Origin of the sequence: Rhodanobacter aciditrophus (assembly GCF_042679525.1) — a bacterium.
GTDB classification, from domain to species: domain Bacteria; phylum Pseudomonadota; class Gammaproteobacteria; order Pseudomonadales; family Marinomonadaceae; genus Marinomonas; species Marinomonas aciditrophus.
The window spans coordinates 291850-310369 of the sequence record NZ_JBHTMN010000011.1 but is presented as its reverse complement, the minus strand read 5'-3'; the positions used below and the strand labels follow the sequence as shown (position 1 = coordinate 310369).

Sequence of the window (18520 nt, the reverse complement as noted above, 5' to 3'; positions counted from 1 at the left end):
ACCTTGCATGAAAATAAAGCCACTATAGTGGCAAAACCTACAGCGAAATCAAGCGCTCCCCGCGACTAACATTGTTATACGAATGAAATCAGGCATAATGCGATTAAATGGATGTAATAGACGACTATGAGCCTCATCGACGATTTTAATGTTTTAGAACTCTCTACTAACGCAACGGAACAAGAAGCCAAAGCGGCATATCGTCGTCTTGCGCGCCGGTATCATCCAGATAAAAACCCTGATCGAGATACCACTGAACATTTTCAACGCATACATGATGCTTACCAAAATGTTCTGCAAGCTATTAAACGCTCCAGTGATCAATCCTGGCAACCCTACTCATTTACGGAACAGGCAAAACCAAGTGCTAGTCCTGGCACTACCTATGAGTTCAAAAGTGACGCCAAGCAAGAAGCCTATGTAAAACAACAGCAGCGCGCTTACCAAGAAATGAAGCGGAATAATGCACAACAAGATAGAGCTCGCGAAGAAGCCTTGAATTCAGCCCGTAATACGCTCCATGAACGACGCATGAAAGCCTTGTATGAAGAAATGCGTAAAGCTGATGCCAATAAGCGTCACCAGGATTACACGGAAACAACAGACAACATGGGCAGTGAGCCTTCTTTTGATGACGTATTTAGCGCCTATCAACAAGCCTCTCAGCCTGGTTACAGCTCAGAAGCTCAGTCCAATGACCAAAAGCCCAACATTAAATCATTTCGCCTCCAAGCAGCCAAAGCAGCCTTTGTCGCTTGCAGTTACTTAGTTGTTTTTGTGGGGGGAATTTACACGTCTAACTATTGGAATAGCCTGCAGAACACGGTATTTGATTCACCAAATAATGACTATATTAGCGGCCTGTATCCCCAGTATCGTTCAGGCACTAATTACAGTTTGTCCGAAGCTCGCCTTTTTACTGAACCCAGCGTCGCTTCCGAAATTAAAGACTATATCCCATCCATGACTAATGTAGAGGTCATGAAAGCTGAAGGCGATTGGCTTACTCTATCTTTTGGCAACTCCACTGGGTGGGCTAAAGCCGAATTGTTTGGCTTTGGATCTGTGGAAAATGCCGTTAACACAGGCTGTGTCGGTCAACCGGGATTAGCTCCGAGTCATGGTGCTGTTATTGGCGAAGCCGCGGGCAATAGTCGCCTTCGCATTCTTAACCAACTTCCTCAAGCTTCTAAACTAATCTTTGAATCATTGGATGGGCAGACTCCCTTCTCAATATACCTTCAAGGTGGCCAGCCATTAGCGGCAAACTTTATTCCCCGAGGGCGTTATCGATTGGTGTTAGAAACCGGATCCCTGTATCATTCCGCTTGCCAAAGATTCCTTTTTAATGACGGGAGCCGTGTACTGCTGGACAGTGTTACCTTCGCCAGTACTGAGCAAACCCTAACTATACGGAATCCAATTAATCCTTAACTACCCTGTACACGAGTTTCGTCTTCATGCTCAGTAACGTTCGTATTGTTCTAATCAACACCTTTCACCCTGGAAATATTGGTGCTATTGCCCGTGCCATGAAAAACATGGGATTAACAAATCTTTATTTAGTCGATCCGAACGACTACCCTTCCGAAGAGGCAACTAGCCGTGCAGCTGGGGCAGTTGATTTGCTTGAAAACGCAACAATTGTGAGCACTTTAGAAGAAGCCATTGGTGATTGCAGTTTGGTGATTGGAACAAGTGCCCGACATAGAACGTTTCAATTGCCGATTATGAATGCTCGAGAGTGTGCGGAAGCGGTCATTCCTGAAGCGAAAGACCACAATATTGCGATCCTTTTTGGCCGTGAAACCATGGGACTTCTCAATGAGGAAATTGCCCAGTGCCATCGTCAGGTTTATATTGATGCGAATGACGAATACCCAGTGCTCAACATTTCACAAGCGGTTCAGATTGTTGCTTATGAAATCTGGATGGCCCATCAAAATGAATCCATCCATGAGAAAGCCGTCCCTGAATACCCACGTAAAAAAGAAATGGATTTGTTTTACGAACATCTAGAAGAGACCCTGTATGGCATCAACTTTGTGGTGCGTAATCACCCTGGGAAGGTATTAGACAAATTGAAGCGCTTCTTCAATCGTTCAAGACCCGAAAAACAAGAGCTGGGAATCTTACGTGGTGTATTAGCTGCAGTAGACAGGGAAGCTGGACTGAATGAAGGCATGAGCCACGCCGCTAAAAACAAAGCCAATCAAGAATCAACTCACGATAAATGACAGCTAACCCAGCCAAATGACCCTTTCATTTGGCTGGGTTATTTTAGCAACAGACTAGATGCCAAGCTCTTTCTGAACCGCCAGTTTCGTTTGGATAAATTCTGAATGAGGCATGAATAAAAGCTCACTGATCTTACGAATGCGGTGGTCTTCGTAAGCATCTAAATCCCCATCTGCAAAGGCTACACGCCATAGACATTTTAAAAGTTCTAGCTTTTGCTCAATACTGGCCGTTGCATTAATCACCTTAGTGAACTGGTAAGCATCGGTAGCATCCCGTATCTCGTCTTTTACTTCATCAAACAGTTGATCAATGTCTTCCCCGAGGTCACCCACTGAACGAATAGCGTCTTTTGCCTTGCGCTCTTCATCTGGATGAATTTCATCATCGGCAATCATAACTTCCAACAAAAGCGCTGTGACAGCCTTCTGGTAGCTGATTGGCTCGATGTGCTCCTGCTCATTAGCAAACAATTTTTTCAAAGCGTTTAACATAAAACTGTGTGTACTCTTAAATGCTGGACAATTTCGTCAATTAAATCATTGGGGAATTGTCGATAATCTAAATATGGGCTCCAGATCAGGTTGCCTTCTGCCTTGGCGACATGAGCCTCCCCAAGCACCTTCGCATTTTCAGGTATTGGAAAGTCATCGTTAAATGTTTTACCCACAATGAACACCCAAGCCCCAATCTTAGCCTCGCTTTCATTTAACTCAGACGCTAAATGTTGAGCATTGAAAACGAGCTTTGCTCTATCCCAGAGTTTGTTATCTCTCACTATACGCCAATCCTCACTGGGAAATGTGGTCAACTTGGCAATAATTGTGAGAATTTTGCGCCAATGATTACCGTTAAGTGAAATAAGATCTTTTGTATCCATCTCCCTATAATTCATTACGCCTTGCGGCAATAAAGGCTTATTTGGTAGTAAAAATATGAGCTTCATGACAATGGGCTCCATTTGCCCTTAAAACAAAATTAGAAAGTGAAACTGATTAAGGGTAACAACTGCTGTTTTTTTAAATATATTAGAATATACTTATATAAATTAACTTATTTGGAGTGACCTAATGGAATCCTTTATAAGCCCTCTCAGTGGAGGCATCATAATCGGCTTAACGACCGCTGCCTACCTGTTATTGATCGGAAAAGTCGTCGGTATTAGTGGGATTTTGGCTCAAGCCTTATTCAGTAAAGATCGTTTTTTACCGTTTTTGTTCATTTTAGGTCTTATTATCGGTGGGAGTGCTTACGGAGTGCTAACGGAACAAACTGTTCCTTTTCCAGAAATGCGTAGCCCAATCTTGTTGATTATCTCAGGTCTTCTGGTGGGTTACGGTACCCGTCTTGGTAGTGGCTGTACTAGCGGCCACGGGGTGTGTGGTATTTCGCGCCTATCCCCTCGCTCGCTCATTGCGACAGTTATATTTATGACGACTGCAATCTTAACTGTATTGGTTACTAAGTAGGAACACATCCATGTATGCATTAATCACCTTTGCCACTGGCTTAGTCTTCGGGCTGGGTTTGGCCGTATCAGAAATGACCAACCCTACAGTCGTTATTGGCTTTTTAGATATTTTTGGAGACTGGAATCCATCGTTAATATTTGTCATGGGGGGAGCTGTGGCAATCGGCATGATCGGGTATGTGATTCGCAATCGCCGTTCAAAGCCTTGGTTGGCAGACAAATGGTATGTGCCAACAAGACGAGATATTGATAAAAACCTTGTGCTCGGGGCAGCTATGTTTGGTGTTGGCTGGGGGTTAAGTGGTTATTGCCCTGGTCCTGGTTTGACAGCCTTAACCAATAACCCTATGGAAGGTTTCTACTTTGTCGCTTCCTTGATTGCAGGCTCCGCCCTGTTCCATTTCCAGAACCATCGAAAATCAAATTAGTACGGGTTACAGTAAAGGCTCTTCGGAGCCTTTTTTATTGTTGTATTAATTTCTGCAAAAAATTCTTGACGTAGAAAACAATGCGCCTTAAATTTCGCCCCGCGTCGTTGCTAACATATTCCGCACCGCTTCAACTGCTGCGCTAGTCGCTTAAGGTCTCGTACCGGATAAGTAACAGCCATAAGTAGGATGGAGGGAGGTAAAGGCGTAATTTTTTCGGATTATGTTTATAAATTAAAGGAGCAATGCGCCATGTCTGTAGACGTCCATTCTTTTTACACCCCAGAACAATTCAACCGACTAAAATCTTTAGCGGATACTAAAGAAACGCCTTTCGTTGTCATTGACACTTCAATGATTAATGACGCCTACACAGAGCTTACCAAAGGCTTTCCAAGCGCAGATGTGTTCTATGCAATCAAGGCGAACCCAGCACCAGAGATTCTTACTATGCTACGTGACCGTGGCTCGAACTTTGATGTTGCTTCTCGTTATGAGTTGGACAAATTATTCGCCATTGGTGGTGTTTCTCCAGACCGAGTAAGCTTTGGTAACACCATTAAGAAAGCGAAAGACGTACGCTATTTCTATGAGAAAGGCGTACGAATGTTTGCAACGGATTCCGAAGCGGATCTTCGTAACATCGCCAAGGCTGCACCTGGCGCTCGTGTATACGTTCGTATTCTGACAGAAGGTACGGTTTCTGCAGACTGGCCTTTATCACGTAAATTCGGCTGCCGTCCCGATATGGCAATGGATCTATTGATACTCGCAAAAGAACTAGGCCTAGTACCTTACGGTGTGTCTTTCCACGTAGGTTCACAACAACGTGATATTGGTGCATGGGATGCTGCAATCGCCAGTGTTAAAGTGATTTTCGAACGTCTTAAAGAAGAAGATGGTATCGAATTAGAAATGATTAATATGGGTGGTGGCTTCCCTGCAAATTACATCAGTCGCACGAATGATCTGGCGACCTACGCAGAAGAAATCACACGATTCCTGGAAGAAGATTTTGGCGATAAAATGCCGCGTCTTATCCTAGAGCCTGGTCGTTCATTGATCTCGAACGCAGGCATTCTGGTGAGTGAAGTCGTATTGATTTCCCGCAAGTCCCATACAGCGCTTAACCGATGGGTATACACAGACGTGGGTAAATTCTCTGGTTTGATTGAAACCTTAGATGAGTCCATCAAATACCCTATCCATGTTGAAAAGACTGGTGAGCTTGAAGAAGTCATTATTGCTGGCCCGACTTGTGACAGTGCCGACATCATGTACGAAAACTACAAGTATGGTCTGCCTTTAAACCTTGCCATCGGTGATCGTTTGTATTGGCTGTCTACCGGTGCTTACACCACAACATACAGTGCAGTAGAGTTTAACGGTTTCCCTCCGTTGGCCTCTTACTACATTTAGTCTGTTTAAAAAATAATGATCAAAGGAGCCTAATGGCTCCTTTATTTTTTGGTATGATCGAGAACCAACTTATTAGCAATGGAGCATCAGGTGTCTCTGTACTTATCACACCTTAATATCTACCCGATTAAGTCCACCCATCACATTCCATTATTGGAATCTAAAGTACTTTTTTCTGGGCTAAAAGATGACCGACGCTATATGTTAGTGGACGAATCTGGGTTATTTATCACAGCACGAACCCACCCACATATGTCCCTTATAAAAACAAAAGTAACCAATCAAGGCTTACTAGTAGAAAGTGACCAGTGCGGCGGGGCACTTATCCTTGATGAGACACTCTTTAGTTCCGAACGACTCACCGTAGATATTTGGGAAACACTAGTGGATGCAAAGCGTACCACTAATGAAGCAGATAAGTGGTTCAGTGATGCCCTAGAGGAGCCAGTTAAGCTTGTATACTTTGATGAAGAGTCCGCTCGTTATACCAAAAAAGACAGCACAGACCCTGTTGCATTTGCCGATGGCTACCCTTTTCTATTAACAACAGAGGCTTCGTTAAACGAATTAAATGAGACGACTGCACATCAAATCGAAATGTTAAGGTTCCGTCCAAACCTTGTCATAAGCGGTTCAAAGCCCTTTGCAGAAGATACCTGGAAAATCATCAGAATTGGTGACGTGGTTTTTGAAAATCAAAAACCCTGTACTCGCTGTATCTTTACGACTCTTGATCCAGTTACCGCTCAGCGTAGTCCCAAAGGTGAGCCACTAAAATCCCTTGCGAAGTTCAGGTTGGTTAATAAAGAAGGTGTCACATTCGGAGTGAACTTAGTTGCACAAAACGAAGGGGAAATTAAGGTTGGCGACTCGGTGGAAATTCTTGAATACAAAGAGCCAGAGAAATATGAGGATAGACGCAAACCTAAAAGTTAGCGCCTATCCATTTAGGGGCTAATGAGCCTGTGATGGCTGATACCCTACTCTATGCAGACCGGTTGATTGTTTGGAGCGTCGATTGATGGCTGCCATCCAGACACCGGTAGCCATACCTACCACAATACTTGTGACGATGGCGGCTTGAAAAGAAAGGCCAGTGTAACTCCACTGTAGCGCCCACATAGCAAGACCCCAAAGAATGGAAAATTGCACCCCTTTAAATACGGCATCACCGATAAAGGAGCTTGGTGCCCCAAATCCTGCAAAGTGGATTTTTTCGGCTAATTTTTCAACAGGTGATGAGCTAAAATTGCTAAATAACATTATGCCCTCTCCTAAAGCTGTTAATGTTGCGTTAAGAATAATGGGCTAAGTCTGTTAAAGACAGATAGGTAAGCTAGCTTCCACAAGCTTACCTCCTTCATTGCGAAGTTAATGCAATCGTGCAAACTGTGACAATAATGTTGTGATAGTTATGAATATCTCATGAATAATGCAATTTTACTTACGTATTTATACGAAATACCACCATTTCCTTATGGAGAATCCCCTGCTCCAGGCATAGGCTTGTAAAAAAAGGGAGGTGATTGTTATGAATACAATCCAGATCTCACAATGTGTTGAAGACATCACACCAGAACGGTTAAAAACAGGCTCAATTTTTGGTGCCTTAAGCCCATCTGGTATTCAATATCTAGTCAACGAGGGGGAGCTATTACATTTTTCAAAGGGTGAAAGCGTCTTTGAAAATGAGGACAAGGGCGATTTTTTCTACATCGTTATCACCGGAGAGGTAGCTTTCTATAAAAAGCACTCCACCAATGCAACACTCATAAGACGAGTGTCGTTTGGTGAAGCGCTTGGCTATGTCACCATGATTTCTCTGACACAACGTTTGGGGAATGCCAGAGCAGAAAAAGACGCCATACTTTTAAAAGTGGATTACAACTTGTTTGCGGCTTTCCACGATAAACACGCCTTTGACTTCGGTATTTTGATCTTGAATCTTTCACGTGACATGGCGCGAAACATTCAAAAGCTTAGCAATACCATTGCTGTTGCCAATATAGACGTGGATTTGACTTTTTAAATCTCAGCCGCGACAACTGAAATTTCAACTAATAGTTCGGCACGGGCAAGGCGCGCTTCAACGCATGCTCGTGCTGGGGCAAAACCTTCCGGAACCCAAGCATCCCAAACAGCATTCATTGCCGCAAAGTCTTTCATATCACGCAAATATACCGTTGCAGAAAGAATGTGTTGACGATCTGATCCAGCCTGAACTAATAAAGCATCCACCTTATCAAGCATGGTTTGAGTTTGCTCGCTAATGCCGGTCTCAGCATCCGCTGCCACCTGGCCACATAGATAAATCGTGCCGTTATGCTTCACAATGCGGCTCATACGTTGACCCACTTCAAGACGCTCAATATCTGCCATTTCATCATTCTCCATTAAAGTAAAAAACACTAGAATAACAGCAAATAATAAGAATATTTCACTATTTAACTTAAGATTCCTAGTGATTTAAATTAAAACTCCAACCCCTTCTGGGCTTTTATGCCACGCTTGAAGGCATGTTTGATCTCTTTAATTTCGCTGACTGTATCAGCGAGTTCTACAAGCTCATCTGATGCTCCACGACCTGTCACCACCAGATGCTGAGAGTCAGGACGATTCATAATTGCATCCAAAACAGGGTCCGCGGACAAATACTCATAGTGAAGCAGATAGGTCAATTCGTCTAAAACCACAAGATCATAGGACTCATTGGCTAACAACTGACTGGCTTTTTGCCATGCAGCTTCTGAACTAAGTATGTCCTTTTCTCTATTCTGTGTTTCCCAAGTAAAGCCTGAATCCATGATATGCCAAGTGACGTTTTCATGGGACTTGAAGAAGTCTATTTCACCTGTGTTCCATTCACCCTTTAGAAATTGAACCACTCCGACTCGCATATTATGCCCCAGGGCTCGTGCGACCATACCTAATGCCGAACTGGACTTACCCTTACCGTTTCCCGTCAGCAAGACAAAGGTTCCTTTATCTTGCTGTGCTTTGGCAATACGCTTGTCCACATGCTGCTTAATCGCTTTCATGCGTTGGTTATGCTTCTCGGGATCGTGAATTGCTTTTGCCATGGTTTAGATCCTTTCCAATTGTGTTTTAAGACTCTCAAGCCATAACTCAAGAATAGTTTGAACGATATAAGATTTACTTTTCCATAGCGTGGCGGAAAAGGTCCCTTTCAATTCATAGGACACGGTAATGTCTGTGGTACGTTTATTCATGGATGCCAGATCAAAGCACCAAGTTTCTGTATGGTTTAGAAAACAATAACGAAATGAACTTTGAAACGATAGATGGGTGGGAGCGCGGCTTTGTAGTACCTCAGCATTCAGATGCCAGGGGCCTTTCAGGGATCGCAAATCCATCTGTAAATTTGACCCCGTGTGAAAGCCAAAGGAGGCCTGAAGACTTTTTACCGCATGATTCCATTGGCCTTGGTCAGGTGCGATCAACATGCCCCATGCTTGATTGCACGGGACATGTACAACAATGTTATATGATCGCGAAAACATACCTAGATGCGATCATCTTCTGGGTCATAGCCTAGATTTGGTGCTAACCAGCGTTCCGCATCGTCTTTAGACATGCCTTTTCGGTCTGCATAGCTTTCAACCTGATCTGGTCCTATTTTACCTACGCCAAAGTAATTACTATCACTATTACCGAAATACCAGCCACTGACAGCTGCCGTGGGTAACATGGCATAGCTTTCAGTTAGCTTCATGCCGATATTGGACTCTACATCCAGCAACGCCCACAATTTGTCTTTTTCAGTATGATCTGGACAAGCTGGATAGCCAGGGGCAGGACGAATACCCTGATATCTTTCTTTGATCAGTTCTTCGTTAGTTAAGGTTTCATCCGCTGCATAGCCCCAAAGCTCTTTACGAACTCGTTCATGAAGATACTCAGCAGTGGCTTCTGCAAGTCGGTCTGCTACAGCCTTAATCATAATGGAGTTATAATCATCATGGTCTGCCTCAAACCGCGCAACTATCGGATCGATACCAAAGCCAGCAGCACAGGCGAAAGCTCCCATGTAGTCATTCGCTTCTCCCACAGGTGCAACAAAATCAGATAGACACTGGTTGTATTTACCTGGAGCCGTTAGGTCATTCTGGTTGCGTAAGAAATTCAAGCGAGTCAACTCTTGGGTTCGACTTTCGTCTGCGTAGATCGCAACATCATCATGATCCACTTGGTTAGCAGGGAACAAGCCAACAACTGCCTTGGCATCCAACCAAGCCTCCTCAATGACCACATTAAGCATTTCATTTGCATCGGCGAACAGGCGAGTCGCCTCCTCTCCTACCACTTTATCTGTTAAGATTTTGGGGTAAGCACCAGCCAGCTCCCAGGTTTGGAAGAATGGTGTCCAATCGATGTAGTTCTTCACCTGATTAAAATCAATATCACTGTTTTCGAATACTGTGATACCGAGCTCTTTAGGTGTCACTACCTTAGTGAAATCAACAGGTGTTTTGTTAAAACGAGCTTTATCAAGGGACACACGGCGACCTGCGCTAGCACGGTCTTTGTAACGTTGACGGGTTTTCTCGTAGTCATCCTGGATCTCGGCAATAAATTTAGCGCGACGCTCTTCGTCTTTGCTTAATAATGCACTGGCAACACCCACGCTTCGAGAAGCGTTAGTCACGTGAACCACTTGGTTGTTCTTGTAGTTCTTTTCGATCTTAACCGCAGTATGAGCTTTGGATGTGGTTGCACCGCCAATCATGACAGGCAATTCAAAACCTTGGCGCTGCATTTCTTTAGCCACATGAACCATTTCGTCGAGAGATGGCGTAATCAAGCCTGACAACCCAATAATGTCCGCACCCTCTTCTTTCGCGGTACGTAAAATTTTCTCAGAAGGCACCATAACGCCCAAGTCAATCACTTCGAAGTTATTACACTGTAGCACTACACCCACAATGTTTTTACCAATGTCGTGGACATCGCCTTTTACCGTTGCCATGACGACTTTACCGGCACTGGATGACCCGCCTGAATTGTTGCGAGCTTTTTCTTCTTCGATAAATGGCATCAAGTAGGCAACTGCTTTTTTCATTACCCGAGCAGACTTAACTACTTGTGGTAGGAACATTTTACCGGAGCCAAACAAGTCGCCCACAACCCCCATGCCATCCATGAGTGGTCCTTCAATCACTTCTAATGGACGGTCAAACTGCTGACGAGCTTCTTCCGTATCATCTTCGATGAATTCGGTTATGCCTTTTACCAAAGCATGGGTCAAACGCTCACCCACTGGCAGATTACGCCATTCTTGGGTTTCTTTCTCAGCTACTTCCCCAGACCCCATATACTCACCCGCAATGGCTAAGAGGTTGTCTGTGGCATCAGGAGTGCGATTTAGGACTGCGTCTTCAACGGCGTTACGAAGTGCTTCTGGAATGTCTTCGTAAACGGCAAGCTGCCCAGCGTTTACTATACCCATGGTCATGCCGTTTTTAATCGCGTGGTATAGGAACACCGCGTGGATAGCCTCACGCACGGGGTTATTACCACGGAAAGAGAAGGATACGTTCGAAACACCCCCTGAAATTTTCGCGTAAGGCAACTCACGCTTGATGTCTGCCGTTGCTTCAATGAAGTCCAAAGCGTAACGGTTATGTTCCTCAATACCTGTAGCAATGGCGAAGATGTTCGGGTCAAAGATAATGTCTTCCGGTGGGAAGCCAACTTTATTGACGAGTACATCGTAAGATCGGCGACAAATTTCAATCTTACGCTCACGGGTGTCCGCTTGGCCCACTTCATCGAATGCCATAACAATCACTGCGGCGCCGTATTTCATCAGGGATTTCGCCTGATCGATGAACTTATCTTCCCCTTCTTTCAAGCTAATGGAGTTAACCACCCCTTTACCTTGAATGAGCTTCAAGCCCGCTTCGAGAATCTCCCACTTGGAAGAATCAAGCATAATCGGCACACGGGAGATATCAGGCTCAGACGCGATAAGCTTCAGGAATCGCTCCATGGCAGCCTGAGAATCCAGCATCCCTTCGTCCATGTTGATATCAATGACCTGTGCGCCATTCTCAACCTGCTGACGAGCCACATCTAATGCCGTGTCAAAATCACCCTCTTTGATCAGGCGTTTAAACATAGCAGAACCAGTGACATTGGTTCGCTCACCGACGTTAACGAAGAGACTTTCTTCACTGATGTTAAAGGGCTCAAGTCCTGACAGACGACATTCTTTAGGGATCTCAGGGATCTCTCGGGGAGCCGACTCTAAAAAGGCATCTGCAAAAGCTTTAATATGAGCAGGCTCAGTACCACAACAACCACCAATGATGTTTAGAAAGCCCGCCTCAGCCCAAGACTGAATCTCTTCCAGCATTTCCTCTGGAGTCTCATCATACTCACCAAACGCATTAGGAAGACCAGCGTTAGGGTGAGCAGATACATGGGTATCGGCAATACGGGATAACTCTTCTACATATTGACGTAAGTCTTTTGGTCCAAGGGCACAGTTCAAGCCAACTGATAGAGGCTTGGCGTGGGAGATAGAATTCCAGAACGCTTCTGTTGTTTGACCTGATAAGGTACGACCTGAAGCATCTGTGATGGTACCTGAGATCATAATAGGATAACGCTGACCGTGATCTTCGAAATATTGTAATGCCGCATAAATAGCTGCTTTAGCATTCAAAGTATCAAAAATAGTCTCGATCAGAATGAGATCTACACCACCTTTCACGAGACCATCAATGGACGTTGTATAGGCGTCTACAAGCTCGTCAAAGGTAATGTTTCGGAAACCAGGGTCATTTACGTCAGGGGACAAAGAGCATGTTCGGCTTGTGGGACCCACCGCCCCCGCTACAAAACGAGGTCTTTGCGGGTTTTTGGCAGTTATTTTATCGGCAGCTTGTCGAGCCAAACGCGCAGACTCGTAGTTGATCTCATAGCTAAGAGATTCCATGTGGTAATCCAACATGGAAATATGGTTTGCGTTAAAGGTGTTGGTTTCAATGATGTCCGCACCAGCTTCTAAATAAGCTAGGTGGATAGCCTTGATAATCTGAGGTTGTGTCAGTGACAGAAGGTCATTGTTGCCCTTCAGCTCACTTTCCCAGTCGCTAAAGCGCTCGCCGCGATAGTCACCTTCTTCCAATTTGTAACTTTGGATCATGGTACCCATACCACCATCCAGAATCAGGATATTCTCTTTTAATCGGCTTTCTATAATGTCGTACGAGCGGGACTTCACCACAATTACTACCTCAAACAATTTTATGCGAGGCTACTATACCAAACCCAACTTTGATGTTGTTGAATTTTAGTAATGAAATGATGAATGAAGTCCCATATGGCGTTGATTTTTAAGACAGTTGCCCAGATGCGCCATTATTTATTGGATTGACGTCCAGATTTGCCCACTGCAAAACCTATGATTAACCCTCCTAAAATGGCCAATGCCCAGTAACCGTATTTCGCCATCCAATCATTAGATATTAATTCTACCTGAGTATGGTCACGGTAAACCTTTCTTTGGAAGGAGTGCCCGTCATAATTCACACTTTGGTTAACGACAACATTGAGTGTTGCATTAGGGGCCTCATTCAGACCTGTTAGACGCCAACGGAAGCTAACTTGCCCATTTTCCACTGTCGATTCGGCCTCAGAAGCACTCATCATACTCAAGGCACTGTCAGTAAACAGCTCAGCATAGAAACTTTGCCCTTGAACAGCATTATTCACATTGGCAGCAAGTTGAATCTCGAAGGTATCTTGGACGTTGGCAGAGCTTGGCAGTGACCAACGAACATTGGTCAGCTCACTATTTAATTGTCGCTGCAGAGACTGAACAGCCCCTTCAAATGGAATAAGATTATTAACCTGTGCCTCTAAGGCAGCACGCTGTTCAGTTTGCTGGCTGGCTTGGGCTTGTAACTCAGCCACCTGTGCAGCACTGCCCTCTCTAATACGCGTCATTTCTGCACGGTATTGCTCTTTTTGTGCTTCGCTTTCTATGAGTTGTGCTTGAAGGTTTTGTAACTCTGCGTCTTGAGCACTGATCTGTAAGCGAAGTTGCTCAATGTCTTGGGTTAAGGTGTCGTTCGCTGCTTTAGTGGTACGATATGTTGATTCGAGCTCTGCAAGCTGTCGGTCCAAGCCCTCTTCTTGTTCCTCAAGTTCATTTTCTAAAGCGATAACATCATTTTGATAGTCTGATATGAGTCCGTTTTGTGCATTAAGCTCTGCTTTCAGACGGGTGATTTCTGCATTAAGAGCAGCAGTATCGGGGGCTTCGGTTTCCCCATCAACAACCTCAATCGTTCCACCACGAGCCATCTCAGCATTGCTGTTTTCAAGGGAATTAATTACGTTACTTTGCACACGAATTTTATCCCACAGCACCTGATGTTGTGCACGAGCTTCAGATAAGGCGCCACCTAACTTAAGGTTTTCTTGATTAAGTGCATCATATTGCGCCTCTAACTCTCCATTACTCGCTAACAATGCATCGTAGTGACTTTTTAGATGAGCATGTTCAACCGATAGGTCTCGGTAATTCTTACTCAATGCATAATGGGCGCTGTCTAGGGTTCTAAAACTTTTGTTGAGCTCAATAAAGTCTGCTTCTTGAGAAGATTGTTCAGCAAGCAACCCTTGGTTTTGCTGCTCAAGAGTTTGGATCCTTGCAGTTAAACGATCATTTTCTAAGCGTAATTGGTTGTAATCGATTTCTAATTTATTACGTTGAGCTTTAAGTGTTTCGATTTGACTTAGGGCTGTTGCATCAGTGCCTTGGCTCATAAGTTCGGCAATCTGTAACTCTTTTTGATCAAGGGCTTGAGTCAAGGTTGCAATCTGCTCTGAATTGGCTGCGAGTTGCTCTTTAAGGGCATCGATTTGATCTTGATGTTTTTCCTGATCAGAGGTCGATGAGGATTCTGTAGGCGTCACAACCACTTGCTCAGTCAAGCTGGAGCCGTTATCTGTTGTATTTGATGTTGTACTACATGCAGATAGCATAACACCCAAAGCAACTGGAGTAAGATAACTGAACGACTGTTTCATTATTATTGGCTCCCTATGTCAACGTTTGACGCCTGTGATCGTAAAATGCTTGAGATAACAATAAAGTCTAGCTTGTATCCCTGACAATTACCTTACAAAAAAAAGCGCTGGTCTGACCAGCGCTTTTCGTAATTTATGCAAGACTCTTTGAAACCACTTCGTAAACGTCTTTCGACAAATCCTCCCCTGCGATTCGCTCGAGTTGAGCCTTCATCAGACCAGAGAGCTCTGGCTCCATACGTTGCCATCGAGTGAGTGGCGTACATAATCGAGAAGCAATTTGAGGATTACGTTTATTCATCAGGATGATCTGATCCGCCAAAAAGGCATAACCGCTACCATCTAAATTATGGAAAGCTTGGGTGTTCTGTCCCAAACCACCGATTACCGCTCGGAGTTTATTTGGGTTTTTAATGTCGAAGTTTGGGTGTTCCATTAGGGATTTAACATTCGCCAAACCGTTTTCCTGCTCTCTTGCAGCACTTAACATCAACCATTTAATAACCACTAAAGCTTCGTGCTTCCACTGCTCATAGAAGGCATTGAGCAACTCATCGGCTTCAGGCAAGTCGAAATTAACAATGATGCTAAGCGCGGCAAACTGGTCAGTCATATTGTCTGCATTGCGGTATTGTCTCACTGCAACACTGGCGGCTTCGTCACTACCTGCTGCGACCCAATAAGCCAGGGCAGCATTCTTTAATGATCGCTTAGCGATCTGTTCTGCAGTGGCTTCATATGGCCCATCAGTAGTATTAGTTTCATATGCTACTTTAAATTCTTGCTCTAACCCTTTTGCTATTAACTCTCGTAAATGTTTACGAGCGGCTTTAATGCCATGGGGGTCAATTTCTTCCGCCAGTTCGGACATGTAAGCTTGGCTTGGCAAAGCAAGAATCAAAGCAACCATGGCTGGATCAAGGGTTTTGTCACTTAAAAGCGTAGCAAAGCCTTTTAGTAACTGAGTCTCTTCACTCAAGGTTTGCCCTGCTTGATACTGAACAATTAATTGGTTCAGTTCGTTTACAGCAAGCTGCTGAGAGGCACTCCAACGGTTGAATCCATCCGCATCACCAGACATAAGCTGAAGCAGTTGCTCCGTAGAGTAGTCATAATTAAGTTTAACCGGCGCAGAGAATTCACGTAGTAGCGAAGGCACTGGTTGCTCAGTCACATTCTCAAAGACAAAGGTTTGCTCTGCGTCTTTTAAATGCAAAACTGTTTCATCATGAGTATTGCCTTCATAAACAAAACTTAAAGGCTCGTTGTTAGCGCTAACAAGGCCAACTTTAACAGGTATGTGCAATGAGAGTTTAGTGGGCTGCCCAGGTGTCGGGGGAGTCATTTGCGACATATGAAGACGGTAAGTTTTGCTTGCCTCATCATATTCGTCAGTCACAGTGACACGAGGTGTTCCTGCTTGAGAATACCAGCGCTTAAATTGACTTAAATCCACGTCATTGGCGTCTTCCATGGCCGCAACAAAGTCGTCACAGGTCACAGCCTGACCATCATGTCGCTCAAAGTATAAATCGGACCCTTTACGGAAGCCTTCTTCACCCAACAGGGTGTGTATCATACGCACGACTTCTGAGCCCTTCTCATAGATGGTCAGGGTGTAAAAGTTCGAGATTTCGATAAAGGATGCTGGACGAATCGGATGGGCCATAGGGCCTGCGTCTTCGGCAAACTGGGCTGTCTTTAAAAAGGACACATCTTCGACACGTTTAACCACAGATGAATGGGTATCCGCGGAGAAGCTTTGATCACGGAAAACCGTAAAGCCTTCCTTTAAACTTAATTGGAACCAATCACGGCAGGTCACTCGGTTACCCGACCAGTTATGGAAGTATTCATGGGCTACGACCGCTTCCACGCGAAGATACGCGTCATCCGTTGTGGTTTTGGGGCTTGCTAACAAACAGGAGGAGTTAAAGATATTTAACCCTTTGTTCTCCATGGCTCCCATATTGAAGTCATCAACGGCAACGATCATAAATATATCCAGATCGTATTCACGCCCATACACTTCCTCGTCCCACTTCATGGAACGTTTTAAGGAGTCCATGGCGAAATCCACTTTATCAATATTATGGGGTTCAGTGTAAATCTGCAGTGCCACTTCTCGACCACTCATGGTCACGAATGTGTCATTGATGACGTTCAGATCACCGGCCACCAAAGCAAAAAGATAGGCAGGCTTAGGGAAAGGATCATTCCAGGTAACAAAGGTCTTACCTTCTTCTGTCTTACCCCGTTCGATCTCATTCCCGTTTGAAAGCATAACGGGGTATTTGCTTTCATCGCCAATGATGGTGGTTGTGAATACTGACATTACATCAGGACGATCCAGGTAATAGGTAATGTGACGGAATCCTTCCGCTTCACATTGAGTACAGAACATTGAGGAAGATCGGTATAAGCCTTCCAACTTGGTATTATTCTGGGGCTCAATCAATGTTTCGCAGGTCAAAATGAATTCATTCGGTGTCGCCGTAATGATCAACTTATCATTAACCAAAGAATATTCTTCTTTTGGTAATTCATACGTATCAATCGCCACGCCAATCAGCTTAACGTCTTCACCACCATCCAACACAAGAGGCGCTGTGGCAGAGTTAGATTCTGGGTTCCGACGCAGATGAAGCCGAGAGGTTACAATGGTTTGGGTTTCATCTAGATCAAAGGTCAGCTCCGTTTTATCAATCAAAAACTCTGGAACTTTATAATCCTTTAAGTAAATGGCGGATGGATTCTGTTCTGACATGCTAACGCTCCTATAGCGTGAATTCTGCTTCGTATCCAGTGTACTTACGTAGATTGATCACCCCAGTATCAAGCAGCCAATATTGCCCCTTGATGCCCAGTAAGGTGCCTTCTACCAATGGGGTCTTCTCAGCATTAATGCTAGTCACCTTGGTGGGGTGCTCTAAAATTGGATACGTAAACTCGTGGGTTTGATTGGTATGGTCTAGCTCTTGAATCGATTGAAGACCAAATTCATTCTGCAAGGCGTCCAAGCCTTCCCATAGCTGATTTATCAAGCGTTCTTGCTCTGCAGCCAAGTCAAATGTCAAGTCGCTGCCCTTGAGCATATTGCGCCAATTGGTCTTGTCAGCCACTTCATTTTTAAACAAAGTTTCGACCAATCCTGACATTCTTCTACTTTCAACCAAGAACATGGCTCTTGCCTGAGTGGCACCTTGATCTAACCATCGTGTGGGCAGCTGATCGCCTCGGGTAATCCCAACTTTGAGTGCCGTGGTATTGGCGAGATAGACATAATGGCTTTGCATGCAATACTGCTCTGCCCATTCCGGTTCACGGCAAGTGCCCAAATGGAAATGACATTTCTCAGGGCTCATGATGCAGGTATCACAGGCCGCAAGTTTCTTAAAACAGGGAAAGCAAAAACCTTGGCTAAAGGACTTTTTACTTGCACGACCACAATGGATACAGTGAATAGCGCCACTAAATTTTAACGAAACTTTTTGCCCTAACGCCGAAGACAGAGGGATTAGCGAGTCCCCTATTTTTAGCTCATAGTGAACCTTACCGTCTTGATCGGCACTGGCTGCCATTTTTCGAAGATCGCCCTGAATCATGAATCAGCATCCGGGTTGTTCACCCATTTGACCGTATCATGCTGCAAAGTATCTGTTTTGGTATCACAACCCTTATGAACTTCACGATCGATGTAGCCTACGCGTTGCTCTTCGGACTTATTGGTATAGTCATAGGTGATGACCGCCTGCATACAGATCTCAATTTGCTCCGGTGTCAGCTTGACGCCGTTAGGCCATTTACCTAATTCAATAGCTTGCTTGAGTCGCCCATAAACTTCTGGGGACATATTATCGATCATATCTTTAAAATTCATTTTAACTCTTCCAGGCACACT

17 protein-coding genes are annotated in these 18520 nt (G+C 44.5%); 7 read left to right on the top strand and 10 right to left on the bottom strand.

Annotation, left to right across the window (positions count from 1 at the left end; genetic code table 11):
• The first annotated feature begins 126 nt into the window (after window positions 1–126).
• Both ACFQ45_RS10430 and trmJ read left to right on the top strand, forming a co-directional pair.
• Window positions 127–1434 carry a J domain-containing protein gene (locus tag ACFQ45_RS10430; protein ID WP_377367386.1) on the top strand — a complete coding sequence of 436 codons (1308 nt, stop codon included), beginning with the start codon at window positions 127–129 and terminating at the stop codon, window positions 1432–1434.
• A gap of 26 nt (window positions 1435–1460) precedes the next feature.
• Window positions 1461–2237 (top strand): tRNA (cytosine(32)/uridine(32)-2'-O)-methyltransferase TrmJ, encoded by a 777-nt coding sequence (gene trmJ, locus ACFQ45_RS10425; protein ID WP_377367383.1) that lies wholly within the window; start codon window positions 1461–1463, stop codon window positions 2235–2237.
• A 54-nt stretch (window positions 2238–2291) separates the two neighbouring features.
• Here trmJ and ACFQ45_RS10420 read toward each other — a convergent pair whose 3' ends face one another.
• Both ACFQ45_RS10420 and ACFQ45_RS10415 read right to left on the bottom strand, forming a co-directional pair.
• On the bottom strand, window positions 2292–2720 hold the full coding sequence (locus ACFQ45_RS10420; protein WP_377367381.1) for a tellurite resistance TerB family protein: 429 nt from the start codon (window positions 2718–2720) through the stop codon (window positions 2292–2294).
• Window positions 2721–2725: 5 nt separating this feature from the next.
• Window positions 2726–3184 (bottom strand): DUF6942 family protein, encoded by a 459-nt coding sequence (locus tag ACFQ45_RS10415; protein WP_377367379.1) that lies wholly within the window; start codon window positions 3182–3184, stop codon window positions 2726–2728.
• A 124-nt stretch (window positions 3185–3308) separates the two neighbouring features.
• Between ACFQ45_RS10415 and ACFQ45_RS10410 the strand changes: the two genes are divergently transcribed.
• From ACFQ45_RS10410 to ACFQ45_RS10395, 4 genes are all read left to right on the top strand, one after another.
• A complete protein-coding gene (locus ACFQ45_RS10410; RefSeq protein ID WP_377367377.1) occupies window positions 3309–3707 on the top strand; it encodes a YeeE/YedE family protein in 399 nt (132 codons plus the stop codon).
• A gap of 10 nt (window positions 3708–3717) precedes the next feature.
• Entirely contained in the window at window positions 3718–4137 is a 420-nt protein-coding gene (locus ACFQ45_RS10405; RefSeq protein WP_377367376.1) for a DUF6691 family protein, read from the top strand.
• A 252-nt stretch (window positions 4138–4389) separates the two neighbouring features.
• On the top strand, window positions 4390–5556 hold the full coding sequence (locus tag ACFQ45_RS10400; RefSeq protein WP_377367374.1) for a type III PLP-dependent enzyme: 1167 nt from the start codon (window positions 4390–4392) through the stop codon (window positions 5554–5556).
• Window positions 5557–5646: 90 nt separating this feature from the next.
• Complete coding sequence (locus ACFQ45_RS10395) at window positions 5647–6492, top strand: MOSC domain-containing protein (RefSeq protein ID WP_377367372.1); 846 nt, start codon at window positions 5647–5649, stop codon at window positions 6490–6492.
• A gap of 18 nt (window positions 6493–6510) precedes the next feature.
• On the opposite strand, the gene ACFQ45_RS10390 is transcribed toward ACFQ45_RS10395, so the two are convergent.
• Window positions 6511–6819, bottom strand: a complete 309-nt coding sequence (locus tag ACFQ45_RS10390; protein ID WP_377367370.1) for a DUF6404 family protein — start codon at window positions 6817–6819, stop codon at window positions 6511–6513.
• Between the two features lie 268 nt (window positions 6820–7087).
• Here ACFQ45_RS10390 and ACFQ45_RS10385 point away from each other — a divergent pair, with 268 nt between their 5' ends.
• On the top strand, window positions 7088–7585 hold the full coding sequence (locus ACFQ45_RS10385) for a cyclic nucleotide-binding domain-containing protein (RefSeq protein ID WP_377367368.1): 498 nt from the start codon (window positions 7088–7090) through the stop codon (window positions 7583–7585).
• On the opposite strand, the gene ACFQ45_RS10380 is transcribed toward ACFQ45_RS10385, so the two are convergent.
• The 7 genes from ACFQ45_RS10380 to ACFQ45_RS10350 form a co-directional block, all read right to left on the bottom strand.
• Window positions 7582–7935, bottom strand: a complete 354-nt coding sequence (locus ACFQ45_RS10380) for a RidA family protein (RefSeq protein ID WP_377367366.1) — start codon at window positions 7933–7935, stop codon at window positions 7582–7584. The genes ACFQ45_RS10385 and ACFQ45_RS10380 overlap by 4 nt on opposite strands.
• A 92-nt stretch (window positions 7936–8027) precedes the next feature.
• Window positions 8028–8636, bottom strand: coding sequence for a cob(I)yrinic acid a,c-diamide adenosyltransferase (gene cobO, locus ACFQ45_RS10375; RefSeq protein WP_377367364.1), 609 nt, complete (start codon window positions 8634–8636; stop codon window positions 8028–8030).
• Window positions 8637–9079: 443 nt separating this feature from the next.
• Window positions 9080–12826, bottom strand: a complete 3747-nt coding sequence (gene metH, locus ACFQ45_RS10370; RefSeq protein WP_452600456.1) for a methionine synthase — start codon at window positions 12824–12826, stop codon at window positions 9080–9082.
• A 116-nt stretch (window positions 12827–12942) separates the two neighbouring features.
• Window positions 12943–14619 (bottom strand): coiled-coil domain-containing protein, encoded by a 1677-nt coding sequence (locus tag ACFQ45_RS10365; protein WP_377367360.1) that lies wholly within the window; start codon window positions 14617–14619, stop codon window positions 12943–12945.
• A 133-nt stretch (window positions 14620–14752) separates the two neighbouring features.
• The gene (gene pepN, locus ACFQ45_RS10360) at window positions 14753–17386 is read right to left on the bottom strand and encodes an aminopeptidase N (RefSeq protein ID WP_377367358.1); all 2634 of its coding nucleotides are present in this window, start codon (window positions 17384–17386) and stop codon (window positions 14753–14755) included.
• Between the two features lie 10 nt (window positions 17387–17396).
• Window positions 17397–18224, bottom strand: coding sequence for a DUF2797 domain-containing protein (locus tag ACFQ45_RS10355; protein ID WP_377367356.1), 828 nt, complete (start codon window positions 18222–18224; stop codon window positions 17397–17399).
• Window positions 18221–18499, bottom strand: a complete 279-nt coding sequence (locus ACFQ45_RS10350) for a YeaC family protein (protein WP_377367354.1) — start codon at window positions 18497–18499, stop codon at window positions 18221–18223. The genes ACFQ45_RS10355 and ACFQ45_RS10350 overlap by 4 nt, the downstream gene beginning before the upstream one ends.
• Window positions 18500–18520 lie beyond the last annotated feature (21 nt).

Bases quoted from the DNA above. Each gene is read 5' to 3' on its own strand.
- ACFQ45_RS10390 (WP_377367370.1), bottom strand. From the start codon at position 6,819: ATGTTATTTAGCAATTTTAGCTCATCACCTGTTGAAAAATTAGCCGAA.
- pepN (WP_377367358.1), bottom strand. From the start codon at position 17,386: ATGTCAGAACAGAATCCATCCGCCATTTACTTAAAGGATTATAAAGTT.
- ACFQ45_RS10350 (WP_377367354.1), bottom strand. From the start codon at position 18,499: ATGAATTTTAAAGATATGATCGATAATATGTCCCCAGAAGTTTATGGG.
- cobO (WP_377367364.1), bottom strand. From the start codon at position 8,636: ATGGCAAAAGCAATTCACGATCCCGAGAAGCATAACCAACGCATGAAA.
- trmJ (WP_377367383.1), top strand. From the start codon at position 1,461: ATGCTCAGTAACGTTCGTATTGTTCTAATCAACACCTTTCACCCTGGA.
- ACFQ45_RS10385 (WP_377367368.1), top strand. From the start codon at position 7,088: ATGAATACAATCCAGATCTCACAATGTGTTGAAGACATCACACCAGAA.
- ACFQ45_RS10355 (WP_377367356.1), bottom strand. From the start codon at position 18,224: ATGATTCAGGGCGATCTTCGAAAAATGGCAGCCAGTGCCGATCAAGAC.
- ACFQ45_RS10405 (WP_377367376.1), top strand. From the start codon at position 3,718: ATGTATGCATTAATCACCTTTGCCACTGGCTTAGTCTTCGGGCTGGGT.
- ACFQ45_RS10415 (WP_377367379.1), bottom strand. From the start codon at position 3,184: ATGAAGCTCATATTTTTACTACCAAATAAGCCTTTATTGCCGCAAGGC.
- ACFQ45_RS10400 (WP_377367374.1), top strand. From the start codon at position 4,390: ATGTCTGTAGACGTCCATTCTTTTTACACCCCAGAACAATTCAACCGA.
- ACFQ45_RS10430 (WP_377367386.1), top strand. From the start codon at position 127: ATGAGCCTCATCGACGATTTTAATGTTTTAGAACTCTCTACTAACGCA.
- ACFQ45_RS10410 (WP_377367377.1), top strand. From the start codon at position 3,309: ATGGAATCCTTTATAAGCCCTCTCAGTGGAGGCATCATAATCGGCTTA.
- ACFQ45_RS10365 (WP_377367360.1), bottom strand. From the start codon at position 14,619: ATGAAACAGTCGTTCAGTTATCTTACTCCAGTTGCTTTGGGTGTTATG.
- ACFQ45_RS10380 (WP_377367366.1), bottom strand. From the start codon at position 7,935: ATGGCAGATATTGAGCGTCTTGAAGTGGGTCAACGTATGAGCCGCATT.